Raw genomic sequence first — 23083 nt, forward strand, 5'->3', positions numbered from 1 at the left:
TGTGGCTCAGGTTGTGGTTCTGGCTGTGGCTCAGGTTGTGGTTCTGGTTGCGCTGCGTTTAATGCTGCCGATGAAGGATTTTCAGTGGTAGCTGCAGTATCATTATTAAAAGCTTGAGTATCAAAACCGTAAGTTGGACTAGCCGAGGCATCAGAACGGGCAATATCGACGGTCACTCCACCAGTTCCATCTTCTACTGGAGTTTCACCAGCGGCAGGCGCCTCTTGTACTTGAGTAGGGTCTTGTCCGTCCAAGATTGCTTGTTGTAATGCCGTTAACTCAGCGGTGCCATCCGCTAAAAATTCTTGTGTAGTCTGCGGGTCTTGCGCCGGTGTTTGCGCCAAGCCAAACACTTCATTATTAATCTCAACAGCCGAAGCATCTGCTATATAGATTTCTGTGCCGTCGTTAAAACCAATCGTCGCGCTTCCATCCGCCGCTGCGACAACAATATCTCCTTCAAAGACTGGATCACCGATTCTCAAAACACGCTCTTGTCCATCGACAGATTGTGCTCTAACCATGCCTTGCAACTGTGTAACAAAGCCAACTGGCTCACCAAGTGTCATAAAAGATTGATTGTCGCTCATAGTAACTTCCTTACTTAAATTTTCGCTATCGTCAAACTTAGGCGCTTTATGTAAAGGAATCTATTGTACCAAGGTACAGTGTGAAGAAATTTAGTAAACATGCACTCAAATTGCGTTCATAAAGTTGACTCTTTATAATGCGACACTTCATTTTGCAGCCTCTGACATGCAATGTGTCTCGCTCGTTCTGCTGCGATATTTCAAGATAATTAAGGGTGTCCATGACTGATACATTAAAAAGAGAGTGGTTCTCGAACATACGTGGTGACGTATTGTCCGGAACTGTGGTGGCGTTGGCTTTGATTCCAGAAGCGATAGCCTTTTCGATCATTGCTGGTGTTGATCCAAAAGTCGGCCTCTACGCTTCCTTTTGTATTGCGGTGATTATTTCGTTCTTGGGTGGCCGCCCAGGTATGATTTCTGCAGCAACAGGTGCCATGGCTCTTTTAATGGTGACTCTTGTTAAAGAACATGGTCTGCAGTATTTACTTGCCGCCAGTTTTCTCTGTGGTGCATTCCAAATCCTCGCAGGCTATTTACAGCTCGGTAGCTTAATGCGTTTTGTTTCCCGTTCGGTGGTAACAGGATTTGTAAATGCCCTCGCCATTTTGATCTTTATGGCCCAACTACCAGAGCTGACGAATGTCACCTGGCATGTGTATGCCATGACAGCCGCTGGTTTAGGTATTATCTATCTTTTCCCGTATCTACCAGTCGTTGGTAAAGCATTGCCTAGTCCATTGGTATGCATCGTTGTTTTGACTGCTTTTGCAATGGCGGTTGGTTTAGATATCCGCACCGTGGGCGATATGGGCGAGCTACCTGACTCGTTACCGATCTTCCTATTACCAGATGTACCCCTAAACCTTGAAACCCTGATGATTATCTTGCCTTACTCTCTTGGCTTGGCAGTTGTCGGTTTGCTTGAATCGATGATGACGGCCACTATTGTAGATGAGCTAACGGATACGACGAGTGATCGTAACCGTGAATGTAAAGGTCAAGGTGTGGCAAACATCGGTGCAAGCTTACTAGGTGGCATGGCGGGTTGTGCCATGATTGGTCAATCAGTGATTAACGTGAAGTCCGGAGGCCGCTGCCGTCTATCTACTTTCATTGCCGGTGCTTTGCTATTAATCATGGTGGTGTTTCTTGATGAACTCATTGGGCAAATCCCAATGGCAGCGCTAGTCGCAGTAATGATCATGGTATCGATCGGTACCTTCTCTTGGGAATCGATTGTGAACTTGAAGCATCACCCGATGTCGACCAACATAGTTATGTTGGCCACGGTTGCTATTGTGGTGGCAACACACAACTTAGCACTCGGTGTGTTTGTAGGGGTGTTGCTCGCGTCTTTGTTCTTCGCCAACAAAATCGGCCGCTTTATGGTGGTTAAAAGTGAAAGTGCTGATCAAGGCACCGTTTATAAAGTCGTTGGGCAGGTATTCTTTGCATCGGCCGAGAAGTTCAATGATTCATTCGATTTTAAAGAAGCCGTACAGCATGTGACGATTGATCTCTCACAAGCTCATTTCTGGGATATCACCGCCGTATCAGCCTTGGATAAAGTGGTGATTAAATTCCGCCGCGAAGGTGCCACTGTTGACGTAATTGGCATGAATGAAGCCACCGCAACGGTAGTCGATAAATTCGGAGTTCACAACAAACCTGAAGAAGCTGAAAAATTGCTAAGCGGCCATTAAGGAGGCAAGGATGAAGAACATAGTTGCATGTATTGATGGTTCACCATTAACACAACAAGTGATCGAAGCGTCTGCATGGGCTTCTGAAAAGTTAGACACTCCGCTGCTGCTTTTGCATGCCTTAGAAAAGCAAAACAGCAGTGAACAAGACCTTTCTGGCACCATCGGTTTCGGTAGTCGCGAGCATCTGCTGACAGAGCTGACGGAATTAGACGAACAACGCGCTAAGGTCGCTCTTGAACACGGTAAAGTGTTACTTGAATTCGCGGAAGCTTATCTTAACGGTCGAGACCTTAAAGTCACTAAGCTTCAACGTCATGGCGACTTTATTGAGACCTTGGAAGGCATACAGGATCAGACACGCCTATTTGTAGTAGGCAAACAAGGCATTGAGCACTCAAAAAAAGCAGTCATTGGATCAAACCTTGAAAATGCTGCTCGCTCGCTCTCGCAAGCCATCATGGTGGTTTCAGATGAATTCAAAGCTCCGCAGAATTTTATGGTCGCTTTTGATGGCCGCGAAACGTCCATTAACGCGTTAGAGAGGATTGCTAATAGCCCACTATTGAAAGGCATTCCATGTCATTTGGTCATGGTTAAACGCAATGTGGCCGATCAAGAGGACGCTTTAGAAAAAGCCCGCCACAAATTAAATGGGCTAGGCTTCAAGGTAGAAAGTCATTTTATTGAAGGCGATAGCATCCACACCGCTCTGCTCAACTACCAACAAAAAAACCAAATCGATCTGATTGCAATGGGCGCTTACGCTCATTCTAAAGTTCGACAGTTCTTTGTTGGCAGCAACACCACTAAGATGCTGACAGACTGCCAAGTCCCCGTCCTGATCTTACGTTAAGGTTTGGATACCATCACGGCTGCTCGCAATTGTGAGCGGCCGAATTTACTCATTTTCTCAAAATCAGCTGTCACCACTGGCACGTACTGACACTCCACCAGCGCCACATCGTCTTCAAAGTCTGGATCATGCACATAAATATGCTGATCGTCATAGCCAGTCACCACCACCCAATGGGGTGATTTTTTACCGTCTAAGCGATAAGTACTAATCAGCACAATCACCCAGTTGCCTTGGTCGACGGCTGCTTTCAAATCGTGACTTGATAGTGGCTGCCCATGTACAGGCACGCCTTCTGCCACACTTTCACGCTGAAACTTATTATGACAGGCAACCAGCACGGTTTTCTTCAACTCATCCCGTACCCCATCGAGGAACAGCGGTTGCTCATCATTCAACCAAACCTCCGCATTAAAGCCTCGACGTTTCGCAGCTAAAGCCAAACCAGTTGGATGGCAGCCACCATGACCACTGGTCATGTAAATAGTGGTCGCTTCACGCCAAATATCCAGCTCATGCTCAAGGCTCACGTCCGCTTGCTCATCGCTGGCAGCGCACACCATTAGCAATGAGGCAGGACCACAGGTAAAAGGGGTACGCTGGCCAACATAAGGCACTTTTAACAACTTGCTCTTGTCATCAAAGGCGCGAATACGTTTGTGCATACGCACCGCATTACTGGTATCTTCATAGTAGTTTTGGTAAGAACCAAAGGTGCGATAGCCTACTTTTTTGTAGAGTGCAATCGCTGCTTCGTTACGCTCGCTGACCTCAAGACGCAACGAAATACAGCCATGTTTGGCGGCATGTTGCTCTGAGTGACTCAACAATTGAGACCCAACGCCTTTACCTCGCGCTGCTTGCGAAACGGCTAAGGAATACAATCGAGCGTGAGCGCGTCCCTTGAAAAGATGCACTAAAGCATAGCCCAATAAGCTAGCTTCAGCGTAGGCCACCAACATTACTGACGATTCGGATTTAATGCCATGACGCAGACTTCGTCTGCTCATGCGATCCCCTTGAAACGCCTCTTTTTCTAGTGTGTCTAAAGCATCTAAATCGGTCGAATTAGCCAAACGAATTTGAATTTCTGATGTCATAAAAAGGCCCTCTGAGCCTTAACAAAGACAATAATAGTAAAGCGGATTCTAGGCCACAATCCGATAAAAAAGACAGTGTTGAATATGCTAAAAGTTTGAATAATTGACTACTATTAGTTAATCAAAAAACAGCGCACTATGCGCTTAAAATTAATACGCCTAATAGAAGGACTTTTCTGCATGGCACAAACCTATATCGTGGTAGATCAACTGAAAGACTGGTCGGCATTTCTTCCTAGCGACCATGTCATCACTTTTCCGCAATACATTTCTCTTACCACGAAAACAAACGATCGTACTCGTATTATTAACCTCTGTAAAAGCAGCCGTTATTTATCTGATGGCTACTACTGTTCGCTATTAGCGGAAAGTCGTGGTCACAATGTCATGCCGTCTGTTCGCACTCTGAACGATTTAAATAAGAAAGCCCTTTACGGTATTGAGTTGTCTCAATGGCTACCCGCTCTGTCTGAAAAATTAGGCACGCCAAGCGAACCAACGACGATTAAAGGCCATGCGGTTTTCGGTAACACGCTTCAACCAGAGCTAAAAGAGTTCGCCCGTAAACTATTTGAGAAATACCCAACGCCAGTCATTGAGTTCACGCTGAGCTACAAGAAGCAATGGCAAGTGAAATCATTGAAAGCCACGTCGCACAAATCCCTTGATGATGCGGAAGAAACACTTTTTGCGGAAGCACTGGAAGGCTTTAGTTCGAAAGTTTGGAATAAAACTCGCAAGAGTCGCAGCATCAAGTTTGACTTAGCCATGCTGGTTAACCCTGAAGAAGCCTTGCCACCAAGTGATAAGCAAGCTCTGAAAAAGTTTGTTCAAGCAGGTAAACAGCTCGGTATCCAAGTAGATATTATCGGTCCTAAAGACATTGTGCGCCTGCCTGAGTACGACGGTTTGTTTATTCGAGAAACCACCAACATTGACCATCATACTTACCAGTTCGCAAAAAAGGCGGAAGCAAATGGCCTGGTGGTAATGGACGATCCGCAGTCGATTATGCGCTGTACCAACAAGGTCTACCTAGCGGATCTGTTTAATACCCATAAAGTGCCAAGCCCTAAAACGCGCATCATTCACAAGGGCGAAAGCAATATTGAGGAAACGCTTGAGCAACATATCAGCTACCCTATGGTGGTTAAGATTCCTGACGGGGCTTTTTCTAAAGGCGTATTAAAAGCCCAAGATCGCGCAGAGCTCACCAAGTGTTTAGAGGAGCTGTTTAAAAAATCGAGCTTATTATTGGTACAAGAGTACCTTTACACAGAGTTCGATTGGCGTATTGGTATTTTGAATAATAAGCCAATTTTTGCGTGCCGTTACTACATGGTGAAAAACCATTGGCAAATTTACCAACACGGGGAATCGAAAAGCGAAAGCGGTGGCTTCGATACTTTACCAACCTTTGAAGTGCCACGCCGAGTTTTGCAAGCTGCAATTGCCGCTACAAAACCAATCGGTAACGGTCTCTATGGTGTCGATGTGAAAGAGATCAAAGGTCGTGGTTATGTGATCGAAGTGAATGACAACCCAAGTATTGACCGCGGCGTGGAAGACAAATACCTAGGCGACGAGCTGTACATGCAGATCATGTCCGAGTTTTTACGCCGTATGCAGCAAAAGACCCAAGGCCGCTCTGACTTCTAAGTCATGCCCTTGCTGATGAAAAGGCCGATAACAGAGTAAGTTATTGGCCTTTTCATGTTCAATACCGCTACTGGTAATTAATCATCTGAACTTAATTCAAGCGCCAATTCCCAGTTGCGAATAAAACGACGTTGCTTCACTAGATCGCGCCCAACCAACAATTGCTGGTCTAAGTCGACGGTCCGTATGGTACGTGTTGGCCCGAGTGGCATGGCAAAGTGCGCGTCATTAAGGTTCGGACGTATTGGATAAAGCAGCTCTTCCGAGGTCATCAATGTTTGCCCCTCATCGGATAACAGGAAATCTAAAAAGCGTCCCGCGTCTTGTGGGTTAGCGGCATGTTTTGGGATCACCGCGGTGCGCATCAGCATCAAGGTATAATCTTTAGGAATAATCATTTCCAAATTGGGATCCTCATTGGCACGCTGCGCCGCATAGGAGCCCAATAAGTTATAGCCCACTAACAATTCCCCTGATGCGACATCGTCAATAATATCGCTAGAACAGCAATAGGTTTTCACACCATGACTACCAAACGCCTCCAACAAGCGCCCCCAAGTGGCATCCGCCTGACGTGCATCTTGGCTCGCCAACAAATACCCCACACCACTGGTACGAATATCGTAGGTTCCCATGCGCCCTGCCACTTGTTCATCATTTTGACGAATATAGCTCAGTAAACTTTGACGATCTTCAGGCAACTGCCCGCCAACAAAGGCGTTCTTGTTAACCATCATCACCACAGGCTCATAAGAAAACGCAAACACCTCATCTCGCCATTTTGCCCGCTTCGCCAAGCGACTGGTTTCATCTGAACGATAGGCTTGAGTAAAGCCATCGTTAACCAATTTGAGCTGTAAATCCATCGCACTGCTTAAAATTAAGCTGGCGGTTGGCCGATTCACCTCAGAGACCGTTCGGTAATACAATTCTAAGGTATTCACATCCACATAGCCGATACGCACGTCTGGATACAATGCAACAAATCGCTCCAGCAAAGGCTGAAACGATGTCATATCTAAGGTCGAATTGATGAAAAGCACCCGCGGTGCTGCACGGTCACCAAACCAAACAGGCGTCGCAGCGCTTCCCCATACGCTCCAATAAAGACAGAAAAATGCGACCAAGCCTTTCATAAATGATCTCCCGTATACTGGAACGCAGGAAAATCCACCGTCACTGTTGTTCCGTGAGGTTCTGTATCCGATAACACCACGTCAGCCTTATGGTGTGACGCGATGTCTTTGACTAATGATAAGCCTACCCCTGACCCGGGGATGTCATAGCGACCTCGATAAAAGCGCTCAAATACTCGCTGCTTATCGATATCACTGATACCAACGCCTTGATCGATCACTTGTACTCGATAGACATTTGGCAGTGGTGTAATACGAATGATGACTTCTTTTCGCTCACCAGAAGACACTAAATCACTATAACGCACCGCATTTTCGATCAGATTCTGCATCATCTGCTCGATCGCCATGGTATCCCCAACAATCACCGCCTCCTCGATATCTGTCTCAAAGGACAACATCACGCCCTTGCGAAAAGCCGTTAATGCTTGGGCACGACAGGATTCTTGAATTGGCTGAACAATATCAATCAGCCCTAACGCTTTTGACTGCAAACGATGGCTAATCAGCGCTTGATTCAGCAAGAAACTCACGGTATCGCTCAGCGCTTCACATTGCTGAATAATTTTTTCTAGCGCTTGATGCTGCTCTTCAGGTTTTCCAATATCTCGCGCGTTTTCAGCCAATGCCTTCAAACTGGCAATCGGAGTACGCAGCTGGTGTGCGGCATTGCCCGTATAGTTTTCCAGCTCTTCTAAGTTGGTTTGCAAACGCTTCATAAAGTCGTTGATAACCATTTTAAGATGATACGTTTCCCGCGGCGTTTTAAGCGTTAATGGTGTTAAGTCCCCTGGGGTACGATCTTCTAACTCTTTTTCAATGCGATGCAAAGGACGCAAGACCAGCTGACTGCCGATCACCAATAGGACAATCGACACCAGTGCGACTAAGGTGATGAGCTCCACCGCCCGTTGCGTCACCGAAGCCGCCATTTCCTCACGGGATAATCGCGTGTGAGCCAATACGATTCTGACCGTGCCACTGGCATCTGGCTCAGTCATATAGCGCTCAAGCCATGCGAAGCGCAAGGTCTCACCGGAATACTGGCGATCAAAAAACTGCATACTGCCCTGCTCGACAGGCAAGGCGGGAGTCGAGTCTAAATCATAATAGCCGGTAATAAAGCCTTGGGAAGAACTTTCCACCTTATAAAACACACGGTCTTCACTGGCTTGTGCGAGGGTAGCAAAAGCTGACCAAGGGATATCAATGGTGATCTCGCCCTTCTCTTGACCAACATTCTCATCCATTTGCAGCAAGGCACTGCGCAATAAACGGTCATAGGAGATGTCGGCAAGGCGTTCGGAATAATCAAACACTAGCTTAATCGCCAAGGCGGCAATCAAAATAATGGTAAAGGAGCCAACAACAATAAAGCGCCCTCTTAGAGAAGGCGAATGCTGATAGTCTAGTGAATGCTCAAGTGCGTTTGTTGGCTGGGGTAATTTCCGCCACATAGCCGATGCCTCGCAAGGTACTAATCACCAAGTCACTGCCCGCCAACTTTTTCCGCAAGCGTGCCACATATAGCTCAATGGCGTTTGGCCCTGGGGTTTCATCGAAATTGAATAAGTGCTCGGTGATTTCGTCTTTACTCAGCACTCGACCTAAATGGCCCAAAAAGATTTCTAGCAAACGAAATTCACGGTTGGTGATGGCCCGCACTTCTTTATCTACCGAAACCTGACGACTGTCTCGATCCATGGTGATATTGCCATGCTCGGTTAAATTGGACGCGTAGCCTTGTTTTCGCCGCAGTAACGCACGACAGCGGGCTTCTAGCTCTCCAAAATCAAACGGCTTCGTTAAATAGTCATCAGCGCCTGCATCTAATAACCGAATACGATCGTCCACTTGGTCACGGGCAGTTAGAATCAACACTGGTGTGGCGTCATCTCGCTGGCGCAAAGCTTGTAAGATCTGCAGCCCTGACACATTCGGTAAATTTAAATCCAAGATAATCAGATCAACGGATTGGTAACGCAAAAACTCATTGGCTTGCTTGCCGTCTTGGATCAAATCCGCGCCATGCCCCAAACTCGACAAACGATCACAGATGGCTTGCCCTAGGACTTCGGTATCTTCTACTACTAAAATCCGCATACATACTCCTAGCGACCTAAAACAAAACAAGTCCGGCTGATGATCTCAACCGGACTTGTGGTCATACGATACTCTCAGAGTGTAGCAAACTCTTAGTCAACCAAACCATCTTTCGAGCGCTTCATTTTGGCACGCAGAATCGAGCCGAATACCATTGGTAATAACAAGCCAGCCGCGGCAACAATCCACAGACCGACGCTCAAACCGCTGCTCCAAAGCACTGTCCAGTCACCGTCCGATAATACTAGTGCATGACGAAGGTTTTTCTCCATTTCTGGACCTAATAACATACCTAGAATCACAGGTACCAATGGAATATCTACTTTACGTAGTACATACCCCATGATGCCGAAGCCAACCATAAAGTACAGATCAATAGCACTGCCCGTAATCGAGAAGATACCTACCGATGCAATCAGCGTAACGATCGGCATTAAGTATTTAGGTGGGATGCTCAGTAGCTTAACAAACACACCTACCATCGGGATGTTCAGCAGCAATAGCACCAAGTTACCTACAAATAGCGCTGCGATAACCCCCCACACCAAATCAGGACTTTGTTGGAATAACATAGGGCCTGGGTTGACGTTTAGTGAGATCAGCATGGCAAGCAATACCGCTGTGGTACCACTACCTGGTACACCTAGGGTTAGCATTGGCACCAATGCCCCCGATGCTGCACCATTATTACCAGCTTCTGGAGCCGCCACACCACGTGGATCACCTTTACCAAATTCGCCTTTATCAGAGATCTTCTTCTCTAATGTATAACTTACAAAGCTACCTAGAGATGCCCCCGCACCTGGCAACACACCCGATACGAAGCCTAGTAAAGCGCCACGAATCGACGCAGGCATCACAAACAAGATGTCTTTTGCAGTCAGTTTTAGCTTATTCAACGCAACTTGTTTTAGGCCGTCACCTGCATGTTGTTCAAGGAAGAAGAACAATTCCGAGATGGCAAACAAACCGACGATAGCAATTAGGAAGTCAATGCCTTCGAATAAGTGCAAGTTGTTGTATGTGTAACGCTGTACACCAGAGGAGATATCGATACCTATAGTTGCGATCATTAAGCCAATCGCAGCAGCGATGATCGTTTTAAACTGATTCTTCCCTGTAATACCACCTAAGGTGGCAAACGCCAGCGCGAACAGTGCGAAGTATTCAGCAGGACCAAATTTAAGCGCGAACTTCGCCAAAATCGGAGCCAAGATCACCAGACCAATGGTTGCAATAAAGCTACCGATAAAAGAAGCAATCGCAGACGTTGCTAAAGCTTCTGCCGCCTTACCCTTAAGTGCCATTGGATAACCATCTAGACAGGTCATCATGGCAGGCTCATCACCTGGAATATTCAACAGAATGGATGAAATACGACCGCCATACATAGCCCCTGCATACACCGAGGTTAGCAGAATCAAAGAAGACGTTGCAGACAGACCTAAGCTGAATGCCAGTGGAATCAAAATCGCCACACCGTTTGCAGGGCCTAACCCTGGCAGTGCACCAATCAAGGTACCTAAAATAGCACCGATCAATGCGAACATGATGCTTTCTGGGGTCAGTGCCACCGCAAAGCCTTGCATTAATAGTTCAATAGTACCCATAACTTACAGCCCCAAAATACCGGATGGTAATGCTAATTCAAGTACACGCGTGAACAACACATAGATCACCACAGATGTAATCACACCCGTTAGTAAACTTTTCACAGGTGTTGCTCCCATGCGCCAACTTAGGAATGCCACAGCAGGCGTTGCCGATAACACAAAGCCTACGTGCTCAAGTCCAAAGGCAAACAGCACCAACACTAAACACACCACACCCAGTTCGATTAACATCGACACGGCAGGCCACTTAGCGTCTTCATCAGGCTTAACGATCATGTAAAGTGACCCAATCGCTAAGATGATGGACAGTAGAATCGGAAATGTTTCAGGGCCAACTGATTCCTGACCACCAAATGGCACTGGAAATTTTGTTGCTTCATAGCCGTAAGCCACCGCAACAATCAGCAATAGAACCCCAAACACACGGTCGGTAATACGCATGTATCTGCTCCAACAATAACGAGGATAAAACAGAGGGGGCGAGCCCCCCTCAAAATCGGATCTAATTAACGAATCAGACCGATATCTTTAGATAGGACTTGGATATCAAGAGTTTGGTTTTTCACGAACTGAGTGAACTCTTCGCCAGATTTATGGAATGGCATCAGACCGTTTTTAGTCATAACATCTTTCCATTCTTGCGTCTGGTACAGCTCATCCACTGTACTTACCCACCAGTCGTAAGAGTCTTGACTCGCGTCACCTGGCACGTAGAAACCACGCCAGTTCGGTGCTACTGAGCTGACCCCCTGCTCCATCGCAGTTGGGATTTGATCAAATGGTTCAGGTAGACGTTCTTCTGAAAGCACTGCTAGGACACGAAGATCACCAGAGTCCATAAAACCTTTTACTTCAGAGATATCACCCGTAAAGGCATCGACGTGTCCGCCGACTACTTGAATAAGCGCTTCAGAACCACCGCTGAATGCTAGGTAACGAATTTTTGGTAGATTCTCAACCTGTGCTTCTTTTGCTGTAATCAAGACTTTCAAATGGTCCCAGCCACCAGACGCACTACCGCCAGCGAATTTCACTGCACCAGGGTCTTTTTTCAGCGCATCCAACATCTGGTTTAAAGAAGTGTATTTAGAGTCTTTGCCTACAGCGATCACACCATAGTCTGCTCCCAACGTACCGACCCACTTAACTTGGTCTGCATTCATACCTGGGAATTGGCCTTGAGCAAGGCGCGTCGTCGTTGCCGTACTTGCAGCAACAATAAGTGCATCATCATGAGCACGTTTACTAACAGTATGTGCAAACGCAACACCACCACCAGCACCTGCCATGTTGACAGTTTGTACGTTACCCTTGATGTAGTTTAGATCGGTCAATACCTTGCCCACACTGCGGCATGTAAAGTCCCAGCCACCACCAGGGTTTGCTGGCGCAATACATTCTGCGCTGCGTGATTGTTCAAAGGCTTGCGCCTGGCCTGCAATGGCTAGTGCTGCAGCACCTGATACTAGAACGGACTTGATTGACATGGTCTTAAGCATGACTTTATCTCCTGCTTTTATTGTTTTTGTATTTAGATAAAAAGAATGTATTGGTACATCCATGTTTCACAACATACTCTGTGAACCTGTCATGACCCTGTCATTGATGAAATATTTAGATATAAATGTGCAAATAATCTCAACTCAAGACGAAATACATCCGTTTACAGGTATGAGCCTAGCCTAAAAACAAAAAATCCCCACTTTTCCTTAGAATAGTGAGGATTTTTTAGGTTTGTTTGAAATGTATGTTTAAGCTACATCAAGTTGCACAAAACGCGGGCTCTTTTGTAAGTAAGCTTCCATCTCAGCCATGCCATTGGGCTGATCTACTTTCACACCAAGATCGCGCATAGTGCTGCCAAAAGCATGCAAGGTACGGAACAAGTTGTGTTCACGGCATTGCTCACCCATTTGACCAATGCGCACAATCGGCTGACCAAACGATCCGGCAATTTCAACACGGTAAGTGTCCGAAATATGATGACAGATTTGTTTTGCGGTCAGCCCTTCCGGAATACTGATCCCAACGACTGAGTTCAAACGTGCTGGCGGCTGGATAAATAGTTCCAATCCCATACCTTCGATGCCTGCTTGCAAGGCCTTCGAGCAACGCAAGTGACGTGCAAAGCGCTGCTCAAGCGTCTCTTCGCATACCAGTTTAAGCGCTTCGTGCAACGCCATGATACCCGAAACCGGTGCCGTATAATGGTAACCATCTCGATGCCAGAAGTTCTCCGCCAGTTTCACGTCGAAACACCAGTGAGTTAAAGGCGAAGTACGGCTCTCAATTGCTTGCCAAGCCTCATTAGAGAACGCAACAAGAGAAACACCTGGAATCGATGATAGCCCTTTTTGGCCACCCGTGATCACCACATCGACATTCCATTCATCCATCTTCAAAGGCATAGTACTAAGAGTACAAACTGCATCCACAACCACAAGACAACCATATTCTTTAGCAATTTTAGCAATGTCTTTTAGTGTGTAGTTGCAAACCGTGTTAGAGGTCTCGCCTTGAACCATACTGATGACTTTAGGACGTACCTGCTCAATGGCTTTACGCACGCGTTCAGGGTCTGCGGCCTCATGCACAGGAATATGCAGTTCATGTACATCTGCACCGACACGGCCCGCCATTTCGGCCATACGATGGCTAAAGAAGCCATTGTTTAGGCACAAAAGCTTTTCACCAGGTTGTAGCAAGTTAACGGCGGCCATTTCCATCGCGGCGGAGGCAGGTCCCGCGACACCAAGAACCCATTTGGATTCCGTTTGAAATACAAAACGCGCCATGCTTTTCACTTGGTCGATCACTTTTGCCATGGTGCCGCCAAGGTGGTTAATGACCACAGAATTGGCTTTGGCAACACGTTCAGGGATTGGCACAGGGCCAGCCCCCATCATCAGAAGAGGTTCTTGTGGAAGGATGTCATCTAACGATTGAAGTTTAGGACGGGGAATACCCGTTGAAGAATTCATATTTACCTGCCTTTAAATATGCTTTTTAAGAAAAATCCATCTCGATCAAAGTGAAAAATCTAATCTCGAAATTTGCTATTTTTCAGAGCAAAATTCGGAAAATTTTAATTTTCCAAAATAATCCTCTGAAATAATACTGCAAACCTTTGTCTTTTAAGAGTCTAGTTTTTGAAAAGAGTCGAATAATCCAAAACTAGTCTGCTAACCCATACAAGTCACCAATAGGTGATTTATCTGGTAGTGTTTTTTACTTGCCACATACTCTGACTCCCCGGTTAGCGTCAGTCACAACCACTGTTCAAGAATCAAGCAGACCAAGCTGTGACACAGTGCAAGCTCAAAAAACCGCACCATTTTGGTTCAAAGGCATCGTTGCTTCGTTTACGCCAATGCACACCTTCCCACTATAAAAGCCTGTTTTCTAAGCAAAATGGCAGACATAAAGATGACTTTTATAAATCTTACATAAGCTTTACGCATCCCCCTACCATAGGGCTATTGGGCTGTCACAAATCTGTGTTGCAAAGCCCCTAAACTGACGTTTATTCAAAACTTTTATAGCGGGCTGGCAAGCATATTGCTTTCACTAAAGTGTCAACTATCTGATGACACAGCCAATGTACCAAAACAGGTCAGAACGCATTCGCTGTACCATAGAAAGGAGGAAAGGTTGAAGCCGTCACGCTACAACCGAAGATATGACGACCACACTATTAGTCTTCACAGATTTAGATGGAACTTTGCTTGACCACTATAGCTACGACTTTTCAGCGGCAAGTAATGCACTTTCCAGCTTGAAAACTCTCGGGATTCCTTGTGTGTTGAACACCAGTAAGACCTATGCAGAGCTACTCGAGTTACGTCAGGCATTGCATCATAAGGACCCTTTCATCGTTGAAAATGGCGCGGCGGTTTACCTGCCCGTAAACATCCGCTTAGACACTGATGAAAACTTGATTGCGCGTGAAAACTTTCTGATCAAACCATTTGGCCCCGATCGCAAGCAGCTGATCGAACTAGCTCAAGCGATGAAGTCTCGTTATGACTTCATCAGTTACCACGAGCTGACGCCGGAGCAGCTGGTTGAACATACCGGCCTTGATTCACATAGCGCCGAACTTTCCCTAAAAAGGGAGTTCACCGAGCCCCTGATTTGGAATGACTCAAATATTGCTCTTGAACGCCTCAAACAAGAGCTCGCAAGTGAAGGAATTAAGCTCCAAAAAGGCGGTCGTTTTGTTCATTTAATGGGACAAAACTGTGATAAAGCCGTCGCCATGGCATGGCTTAAGAATGCCTATCAAAAAACCTTCAATATCGCCGTGACCAGCATTGCTCTTGGTGATGGAGAGAACGATGTCGGCATGATTAAACAAGCCGACATACCAGTCGTCGTTCGCTCTCCGGTGCATGTTCCGCCGGAAATTCCAGGCCGTAATGATGTTTGGATTACCGATTCATACGGTCCACAAGGCTGGAGCGAGGCCATTAATCAAGCCCTAATACACGAAGGGTTTATTTAATTTTTTGTTTGCCGAACATAATTGGCAGACCAAGCATGACAACATGCTATAGGAGACAAAGATGGGTGATTTTTACCAGAATGGCATCATTACAACACTGCACAACCTTGGGCAACGTCCTCTAGAAGAGATGGAGCAAGAGTTATGTGAGTTTGCGAAGAAGCGCCCCATGGCACTGATTTTACCTTGCTTGTATTCCGAGCTTGAAACCGATGCGATGCCGAATATTATTCGCCACTTAAAACAAGTGCCCTATCCGATTGAAATCATTATTGGCTTGGATCGCGCTACCGAAGCACAATACCGCCATGCGCTTGAATTCTTTTCAGAGTTACCACAAAAACATAAGGTTCTGTGGAATGATGGTCCGCGCTTACGGGCCATTGATGAAATCTTAAAAGGGGAGCAACTCTCTCCAAACGATCCTGGCAAAGGTCGTAATGTCTGGTTCTGCATGGGCTATGCGTTAACCGCTTCAGACGCAGACGCAGTGGCCATGCACGATTGTGACATTGTCACCTATGATCGTAGCTTGCTAGCGCGCTTGATCTATCCTGTCGCCAACCCCAAGTTTAACTATGAATTCTGTAAGGGCTTCTACGCTCGTACCGCCAATGGCAAGATGAATGGTCGCGTAAGCAGATTGCTAGTCACGCCTTTACTCTACTCTCTTAAAAAAGTTCTAGGCCATTTGGATTATTTAGACTATCTCGACAGCTATCGTTACTCATTAGCGGGTGAGTTTTCCTTCCGCCGAGATGTTATGACGGACCTACGCATTCCGAGTGATTGGGGATTAGAAGTGGGGGTATTGTCGGAAATGTACCGCAACTATTCTACCAATCGTTTATGTCAGGTGGATATTGCGGATGTCTACGACCATAAACACCAAGACCTGTCCGCTGATAACGACAATGGCGGCTTATCAAAAATGTCGATCGACATCACCAAAGCCATTTTCCGCAAGCTGGCCACCAACGGCATCGTGTTCAACCAAGAAACCTTCCGTACTATCAAGGCCACCTACTACCGTGTGGCGTTAGACTTCATCGAGACCTACCGTAACGATGCACAGATCAATGGTTTGAAACTCGACGTACATTCAGAAGAACGGGCCGTCGAACTGTTTGCCAGCAACATTATGAAAGCTGGCAACATGTATTTAGACAACCCTATGGAAGCGCCATTCATTCCGAGCTGGAACCGTGTCGCCAGTGCTTTTCCAGAGGTTATGCACCAATTAGAAGAAGCCGTCAGCGAAGATATGAAAGAGTTTGGTCCGAAGTAACGCCTGACTTTCTCAAGCAAGCATTGATGTCAGATTGAAACAAGGTAGGTCACAATGGAAGAAGCAGCTCCCCTCTCCCAATTAGAGCAACGCCTGATTGGCCATTTACAAGTCTTGTATCCACATCTGGATGCAGGTGAGTTAACACGAAACTGTCTGAACACCTTTGATTTAGACCCAAAAACTGAATCGCCACAGCCGCACCGCAATCTTTGGGATCAGTCGGACATCATGCTGATTACCTACGCCGACACCCTGCGCCGAGACGATGAAACACCGCTGAATACATTGCATAACTTTGTCAAAACTGAGCTAGCCGAATGCATCTCAGCGGTACATCTGTTGCCGTTTTTCCCGTACAGTTCAGACGATGGTTTTAGTGTGATGGACTACACCTCGGTCAACCCTTCCGCGGGAAAATGGCGCAATATCACCGAGCTCTCGCAAGATTTTAAAGTCATGGGGGACTTAGTGATCAACCATTGCTCCAGTCGCAGCATGTGGTTTGAAAACTTCAAAGCGGGAGTGGAGCCTGGGGCGAGTTACTTTTACGAAGCCGATCCGAATGCCGATTTAAGCAACGTGGTACGTCCACGTATGTCCCCCCTGCTACGTGAAGTGCAGACTAAAAATGGCATCAAATTCGTTTGGTGCACCTTTAGCCACGACCAAGTGGATTTAAATTTCGAGAATCCTAAGGTTCTACTGGAATTCTTACGTATCATCCGTTTGTACCTTGAAAAAGGCATTCGTTGGTTCCGTCTAGATGCGGTAGCGTTCCTCTGGAAAGTGCCTGGCACGAGCTGCATCAATTTACCTAATACCCATGAAATGATCCGCTTGTTGCGCCTAATGATTGAGCATTATGCGCCAGATGCGGTGATCATCACCGAAACCAACATCCCTAATCGAGAGAACCTTACCTATTTTGGTAACGCCAATGAAGCACATTTGATTTATAACTTCTCGTTACCGCCATTGCTGATCAATACTTTAGTCTCCGGCAACTGCGAACATTTGAAAAACTGGTTGATGCGTATGCCGCCTGCTCAGCAAGGTACTACTTATTTGAACTTTGTTGCTTCTCATGATGGAGTGGGATTGCGCCCAACCGAAGGTTTATTAAGCGAATGGGAATTGGATAATCTGATTAATACCATGAAGCGTTTTGGTGGTAAAATCAGCTCCCGCACTACCCCAACCGGTGACACCAAACCCTATGAAATCAACATCAGTTTATGGGATGCCCTAAGTGGTTCGGTCAGCAAAGGCCCAGATCAATGGCATTTTGCACGTTTTATGTGTGCCGCAGGGGTTCAGCTGGCATTAGAAGGTTTACCAGCGTTTTATATTCATTCGCTATTTGGCACAGAAAATGACTTACAACGAGTAGACAATACCGGACAATTTCGCTCAATTAACCGCCATATATGGAACATGGACGATTTAGAGCACCAGTTGAACACACCGACCCATCACCAGAAAGTCTTCAACGGTATGCGCAATTTAATTCGAGTTCGTCGTAGCCAACCCGCCTTCCATCCGAATGCAACGCAATACATCTTGCATACGGGCAATAAGCTATTTGCATTCTGGCGTCAAAGTCTCGACCGTCGTCAAAGCTTGTTTGCCGTCTACAACATTACTGATGAACCATTGAGCTTTAACTTGGCAGAATTGAATTTGATTTCCACCGATGAATGGACCGATTTGGTCACGGACCAGAAGTACGAAGACCTGCTGGCTCAAGTGACCCTGATGCCTTATCAGTTCTTATGGTTAGCCAATAAAAAAAGCAAAGTTAAGTAGCTTTGCTTTTTTAAAGTACTAATGACCAACTACAGCTGTCGATTTAATCCGCTTCGGCTTTTTGGTCATTATCTTCAACATCTTCCGCGATAAACCCGCCACTTTGATGAGACCAAAGCTTGGCGTAAATCCCCTTGTGACGTATCAGTTCATCGTGGGAACCTTGCTCGATGATTCGACCTTTATCCAATACGATTAATCTATCCATCGCCGCAATCGTTGACAATCGGTGAGCTATAGCGATCACTGTTTTACCTTCCATCAAGCGATACAGGCTACGCTGAATTGCGGATTCTACTTCAGAATCCAAGGCTGACGTGGCTTCATCTAGCACTAAGATAGGGGCATTCTTCAGTAATACGCGGGCAATGGCGATTCGTTGACGCTGCCCTCCTGATAATTTAATGCCTCGCTCTCCCACCATGGCATCGTAACCCGTGTTGCCATAAGGGTCGGTCAAGCCTTGAATAAACTCATGGGCTTCCGCCTGCTTTGCCGCAGCGATCATTTCGTCTTCCGATGCATCTGGACGACCATAAAGTAAATTGTCCCGCACCGAGCGGTGTAACAGCGAGGTGTCTTGGGTCACCATTCCTATACTGGCACGTAAGCTTTCCTGCTGGACATCACGAACATCCTGGCCATCAATTAAGATCGCGCCTTTTTCAATATCGTGAAAACGCAGTAACAGGTTCACAATGGTCGATTTCCCAGCGCCAGAGCGCCCGACCAAACCAACCTTTTCACCCGGTTTGATCTGCAAATTAAGATCTTCGATCACTGAGATATCTTGTTTACCGTAATGGAAATCCACTTGATCAAAATGAATGTTGCCTTGAGTAACCACTAGCGGCTTCGCATTGTCTTTATCTTGAATAGACAAAGGCTTAGATAAAGTCCCCATACCGTCAGCGACCATACCGATGTTTTCAAACAGCGCACTGACTTCCCACATAATCCACTGAGACATACCGTTAAGACGTAATGCTAAACTCACTGCAATAGCAATCGCTCCGACACTGATAGCACTGTTTAACCATAAACCAATGGCCACGGCAGCAATCACGAAAGCCAATAAGTAGTTTAAGCTTTGTACGCAGAAGTTTAGCCCTGTCACCATACGCATCTGCTTATGCACCGTGGCTAAAAAGCCATTCATGGATTCTTTGGCATAGGACACTTCACGTTGATTATGGGCAAATAACTTCACCGTTGTGATGTTGGTGTAGCTATCCACAACACGACCAGTCATGGTCGAACGAGCATCGGCTTGCTCTTCTGAGATTCGGCGCAGACGTGGCACAAAATAGGTTTGAATCGCAATATAACCTGCCAACCAACCCAACATTGGAAGCACTAGGCGGTAGTCGGCTTGAGCGATCAATACCAGCATGGAAATAAAGTACACTAGGATATACATCAGCACATCCAGCAGTTTCATCACAGTTTCACGCACCGCCAAAGAAGTTTGCATCACTTTCGTAGCAACGCGGCCAGCAAAATCGTCTTGGAAAAATTCCACACTTTGACGCAACACAAAACGATGCGCCAACCAGCGGATACGCATTGGGTAATTCCCCAACAGGGTTTGATGCACTACCGCAGAATGCAGTAAGGTCACCAATGGCATTGCCACCAGTACCATCAAAGACATGCCAAGCAAATGCCCAGACTCTTCACTCAAGAAAGTATCGGGATTTTTGGTAATCAGCCAGTCCACTAGCTGGCCCATAAAGCTAAATAAAGTGACTTCAAGTATGGCGACTGTCGCTGTTAATAGGGACATCAAAATGAGTGGTATTTCAGCCCCTTTTGAGTAATAGCGGCAAAAAGCGAACAGACTTTTAGGAGACTGTTCTGGATCGATGTCTGGATATGCGGGCAACCAGCGTTCAAATAACTTCAACATGGGGCTTTATCAATCTAACTTATAAAAATGACGCTTAGTGAAACATAGAAGGTTCTAGATAACTATCCGATGACTGCACGATCACGTCAATTAAGCGGTGTTTCCTCAATTAAACATTTTAAGTGGTAAGGCGCAGCACTATAATTGACCAACACAACTAACCACTCGTTTTAACAAAACTATGGAGATTTATGCAGCTGACGCTTCCTGTAATACTGGTTCTTGGCTTATTAGCCGGCATTACCCCTTTAGCAATTGATGCCTACCTTCCAAGTTTTCCAAGCGTTGCGGAAGATCTCAATCAAGACATTAGCAACATTCAGCTCACGTTAAGCACTTATTTAATCGTGTTTGCGGTTTTTCAAATGTTTTATGGCCCACTTTCAGATGCTATTGGCCGTCGTAAAGTAGTAGTCACTGGACTGAGTATTTATATCGTCGGCAGCTTGCTGTGCGCCGTTGCACCTACCTTTGAGTGGCTACTGTTTGGCCGAGTGGTGCAAGCCATCGGTGGCGCGGCGGTTGCAGTAACTATTCCAGCCCTGGTGAAAGATAACTTAACTACGAATCAATTCGCCAAAGCCATGTCGATGATTATGCTGGTGATGGCGTTAGCGCCTCTGGTCGCCCCCATTTTAGGTGGTGCCATTCTGGTGCTGTTTAACTGGCACGCCATTTTCATTTTCCTAGCCTTATTAGCTTCCTTTTCAATTTACCTATTCTTACGCACGATCCCTGAAACGCTAGCGAAAGAAAACCGCACCCCCTTATCGTTTGTATCGGCGATTCGTAATTATATTACTCTTGCCCGTAACCCTATTATTATTGGGTACATCATGGCAGGCGCTTTGCACTTTGGTGGTTTAATGTGTTTTGTGACCGGCGCATCCTTTGTCTATATCAAAATCTATGGCATCAGCGAAGGGCTGTTTGGTTTCTTATTCGGCGCTAACGTCTTAAGTATGATGGCAGCCACCACTATCAATGGTCGATTTGTTGAAAGACTAGGCATTGACAGGCTCGTAAGATACGCCATGTTCGTATTATTAATCGATGCTTCACTCTTGATCGCCATGTGTTTCATGGAGCGTCCGCCTTTGGCCGCGATTATGCTGGGCATGATGCTATTTACTGGTCCGATCGGCATTTTAGGTAGCGGATTTATCGGTGGCGCTATGCGCCGCGCGGGTTCTCTAAATGGTAGTGTTGCGGCGTTGGCTGGCACGCTACGCTTCTCCATGGGAGCCTTAACTGGAGTCGTGTTAAGCATGCTTCATAACGGTACATTTGTGCCTATGTTGGGTATCATGTCTGCCTGTGGGTTCGGCACCTATGCAATTTATCGCGCCGTCAGAAAGATGGAACAGCAGAACCCAATTCACGAAGCCAATTAATCGTAAGAGTCCAAATATGCTAACAACGCAAACTTTATTAGAACAACTTACTAATGCACCTGAAACGGTTGCTTTCCAAGATACGATTGCCGTAATCGATAATGAGTACGAATTTACTCCAACAGCTTTCCAAAATGGCGCCCAAGCGAACCAAGCCAACGAAAACAATGGTTCTTGTAAGATTTTCTCGTTTGCAAAGCTAAACAATGTTGCAGAAGCAGACGTTTTAAATCTTTTCGGTGACTTTTACCGTAAAGACGTCCTGGAGCACCCAGAAGCGACAGATCATCAGAACATTCGCCAATTTATCTTAAATGGTTGGGCTGGTGTGAAGTTTGAAGGCCAAGCACTGACGGCAAAGTAATGCTCTGCTAAACCAATCAAGGGGCGTTCATCGCCCCTTTTTTGATCCAGTCATTGAATTATCTGCGTAAGCTGTATCTAATCTTCCTATGTATTTAGTAGAACCGCCAATGAGGTGATGAATGGATTTAGTCGTTTTCGACCTAGATGGCACTTTGCTCAACAAGCAGCAGCGCTTATCTGGTGTCACACTCAAAACCTTAGAAAAAATGCGACAAGCTGGCATTGCATATACCATTGCCACAGGTAGAACGCATCTGGCCGCAGCCCCCTGTATTGAGGCCCATGATTTCCCTCTTTGGCAAATCTATAAAAATGGTGTCGAATGGTGGCATCCTGACCAGCAAGCCTACCGCCATCAAGGCATCCTTGAACTTGCGATGATTGACGCTACGCTGCAAACCTTTGCCAATAATGAAGTGACCCCTTTTATCTTTTGCTTAGAAGAGGATGGCACACAGTCGGTATATTACCCTAAGCCCCATAATCATTACGGCGGCACTGTATTCAGTGAGCTATCAAAACATCACAACTTAACGCTGCTTGATATTGAGCAAATGCCAAACAATGCGCGCATCATCAATATCAGCGCTTTGGGGCATCCCGACAATCTACGCCTAATTGTTGATGAGTGTAATACTCAAGAACACATCGTTGCCTACAGCGGTGGTGGCATTTATCACCCAGAGACCCACTGGATCGATATTCACCACAGCAGTACCTGTAAAGGTTCTGCCATTGAGCAATTAAAACGGGAACTTAATGCCACAAATTTGATCGTATTTGGTGATGGTGACAATGACTTAACCATGTTTAAGATCGCGGATGAGGCCTACGCAACGGATAATGCTCCTAGCTACATTAAAGCCCAAGCCTCTGGTACGGTTGGTCATCATGATGAAGATGGTGTTGCGTTATTTTTACAGAAACGCTTCGATTTATAGACTAATGGATAAGTTGTTCTAGGTTGTTCTGTTACGTTTTTGCAACAAAACACTCTTTACGTCTTACCCTGTTTGGCTCATAGTAGAGTCATAACAAAACAAGTGGAGA

At 46.1% G+C, this 23083-nt stretch carries 19 protein-coding genes; 9 read left to right on the top strand and 10 right to left on the bottom strand.

What is annotated here, in order from left to right; all coding sequences use genetic code 11:
- Positions 1-590, bottom strand: a 590-nt coding sequence (locus tag ASC49_RS00005) for a retention module-containing protein (RefSeq protein ID WP_055461159.1), incomplete at its 3' end; no start/stop codon positions are given.
- A gap of 221 nt (positions 591-811) precedes the next feature.
- Between ASC49_RS00005 and ASC49_RS00010 the strand changes: the two genes are divergently transcribed.
- Positions 812-2296 carry a SulP family inorganic anion transporter gene (locus ASC49_RS00010; RefSeq protein ID WP_055461160.1) on the top strand — a complete coding sequence of 495 codons (1485 nt, stop codon included), beginning with the start codon at positions 812-814 and terminating at the stop codon, positions 2294-2296.
- A gap of 10 nt (positions 2297-2306) precedes the next feature.
- Entirely contained in the window at positions 2307-3152 is an 846-nt protein-coding gene (locus ASC49_RS00015; RefSeq protein ID WP_055461161.1) for a universal stress protein, read from the top strand.
- Here the strand turns inward: ASC49_RS00015 and ASC49_RS00020 are convergent.
- Complete coding sequence (locus ASC49_RS00020) at positions 3149-4252, bottom strand: peptidase C39 family protein (protein WP_055461162.1); 1104 nt, start codon at positions 4250-4252, stop codon at positions 3149-3151. The two genes, ASC49_RS00015 and ASC49_RS00020, sit on opposite strands and share 4 nt — an antisense overlap.
- Positions 4253-4432: 180 nt before the next feature.
- Here ASC49_RS00020 and ASC49_RS00025 point away from each other — a divergent pair, with 180 nt between their 5' ends.
- Entirely contained in the window at positions 4433-5911 is a 1479-nt protein-coding gene (locus ASC49_RS00025) for a RimK family protein (RefSeq protein ID WP_055461163.1), read from the top strand.
- Positions 5912-5988: 77 nt separating this feature from the next.
- Here the strand turns inward: ASC49_RS00025 and ASC49_RS00030 are convergent, their stop codons facing one another.
- The 7 genes from ASC49_RS00030 to ASC49_RS00060 form a co-directional block, all read right to left on the bottom strand.
- A complete protein-coding gene (locus ASC49_RS00030; protein WP_055461164.1) occupies positions 5989-7047 on the bottom strand; it encodes an ABC transporter substrate-binding protein in 1059 nt (352 codons plus the stop codon).
- Complete coding sequence (locus ASC49_RS00035) at positions 7044-8504, bottom strand: sensor histidine kinase (protein ID WP_055461165.1); 1461 nt, start codon at positions 8502-8504, stop codon at positions 7044-7046. Before ASC49_RS00035 ends, ASC49_RS00030 begins: the two co-directional genes overlap by 4 nt.
- Positions 8467-9150 (bottom strand): response regulator transcription factor, encoded by a 684-nt coding sequence (locus ASC49_RS00040; protein WP_055461166.1) that lies wholly within the window; start codon positions 9148-9150, stop codon positions 8467-8469. The genes ASC49_RS00035 and ASC49_RS00040 overlap by 38 nt, the downstream gene beginning before the upstream one ends.
- Before the next feature lie 92 nt (positions 9151-9242).
- The gene (locus ASC49_RS00045) at positions 9243-10760 is read right to left on the bottom strand and encodes a tripartite tricarboxylate transporter permease (protein WP_055461167.1); all 1518 of its coding nucleotides are present in this window, start codon (positions 10758-10760) and stop codon (positions 9243-9245) included.
- 3 nt (positions 10761-10763) lie between these two features.
- A complete protein-coding gene (locus ASC49_RS00050; protein WP_055461168.1) occupies positions 10764-11204 on the bottom strand; it encodes a tripartite tricarboxylate transporter TctB family protein in 441 nt (146 codons plus the stop codon).
- 65 nt (positions 11205-11269) lie between these two features.
- Positions 11270-12262 (bottom strand): Bug family tripartite tricarboxylate transporter substrate binding protein, encoded by a 993-nt coding sequence (locus ASC49_RS00055; RefSeq protein ID WP_055461169.1) that lies wholly within the window; start codon positions 12260-12262, stop codon positions 11270-11272.
- 252 nt (positions 12263-12514) lie between these two features.
- A complete protein-coding gene (locus tag ASC49_RS00060; RefSeq protein ID WP_055461170.1) occupies positions 12515-13744 on the bottom strand; it encodes a pyridoxal-phosphate-dependent aminotransferase family protein in 1230 nt (409 codons plus the stop codon).
- Between the two features lie 698 nt (positions 13745-14442).
- Between ASC49_RS00060 and ASC49_RS00065 the strand changes: the two genes are divergently transcribed.
- The 3 genes from ASC49_RS00065 to ASC49_RS00075 all read left to right on the top strand — a co-directional run bounded on the left by ASC49_RS00065 (position 14443) and on the right by ASC49_RS00075 (position 18364).
- Positions 14443-15267 carry an HAD-IIB family hydrolase gene (locus tag ASC49_RS00065; RefSeq protein ID WP_055461171.1) on the top strand — a complete coding sequence of 275 codons (825 nt, stop codon included), beginning with the start codon at positions 14443-14445 and terminating at the stop codon, positions 15265-15267.
- 61 nt (positions 15268-15328) lie between these two features.
- Complete coding sequence (locus tag ASC49_RS00070) at positions 15329-16555, top strand: glycosyltransferase family protein (RefSeq protein WP_055461172.1); 1227 nt, start codon at positions 15329-15331, stop codon at positions 16553-16555.
- 54 nt (positions 16556-16609) lie between these two features.
- A complete protein-coding gene (locus tag ASC49_RS00075) occupies positions 16610-18364 on the top strand; it encodes an alpha-amylase family glycosyl hydrolase (protein WP_055461173.1) in 1755 nt (584 codons plus the stop codon).
- 43 nt (positions 18365-18407) lie between these two features.
- On the opposite strand, the gene ASC49_RS00080 is transcribed toward ASC49_RS00075, so the two are convergent.
- Positions 18408-20273: an ABC transporter ATP-binding protein gene (locus ASC49_RS00080; RefSeq protein ID WP_055461174.1), complete on the bottom strand. Its 1866-nt coding sequence runs from the start codon at positions 20271-20273 to the stop codon at positions 18408-18410.
- A 191-nt stretch (positions 20274-20464) separates the two neighbouring features.
- Between ASC49_RS00080 and ASC49_RS00085 the strand changes: the two genes are divergently transcribed.
- From ASC49_RS00085 to ASC49_RS00095, 3 genes are all read left to right on the top strand, one after another.
- Positions 20465-21667 (top strand): Bcr/CflA family multidrug efflux MFS transporter, encoded by a 1203-nt coding sequence (locus tag ASC49_RS00085; protein ID WP_055461175.1) that lies wholly within the window; start codon positions 20465-20467, stop codon positions 21665-21667.
- A gap of 16 nt (positions 21668-21683) precedes the next feature.
- Positions 21684-22031, top strand: a complete 348-nt coding sequence (locus tag ASC49_RS00090) for a HopJ type III effector protein (protein WP_055461176.1) — start codon at positions 21684-21686, stop codon at positions 22029-22031.
- A gap of 121 nt (positions 22032-22152) precedes the next feature.
- The gene (locus tag ASC49_RS00095; RefSeq protein ID WP_055461177.1) at positions 22153-22974 is read left to right on the top strand and encodes an HAD-IIB family hydrolase; all 822 of its coding nucleotides are present in this window, start codon (positions 22153-22155) and stop codon (positions 22972-22974) included.
- The last annotated feature ends 109 nt before the right edge of the window (positions 22975-23083 follow it).

Origin of the sequence: Marinomonas fungiae (assembly GCF_001418205.1) — a bacterium.
Classification (GTDB): domain Bacteria; phylum Pseudomonadota; class Gammaproteobacteria; order Pseudomonadales; family Marinomonadaceae; genus Marinomonas; species Marinomonas fungiae.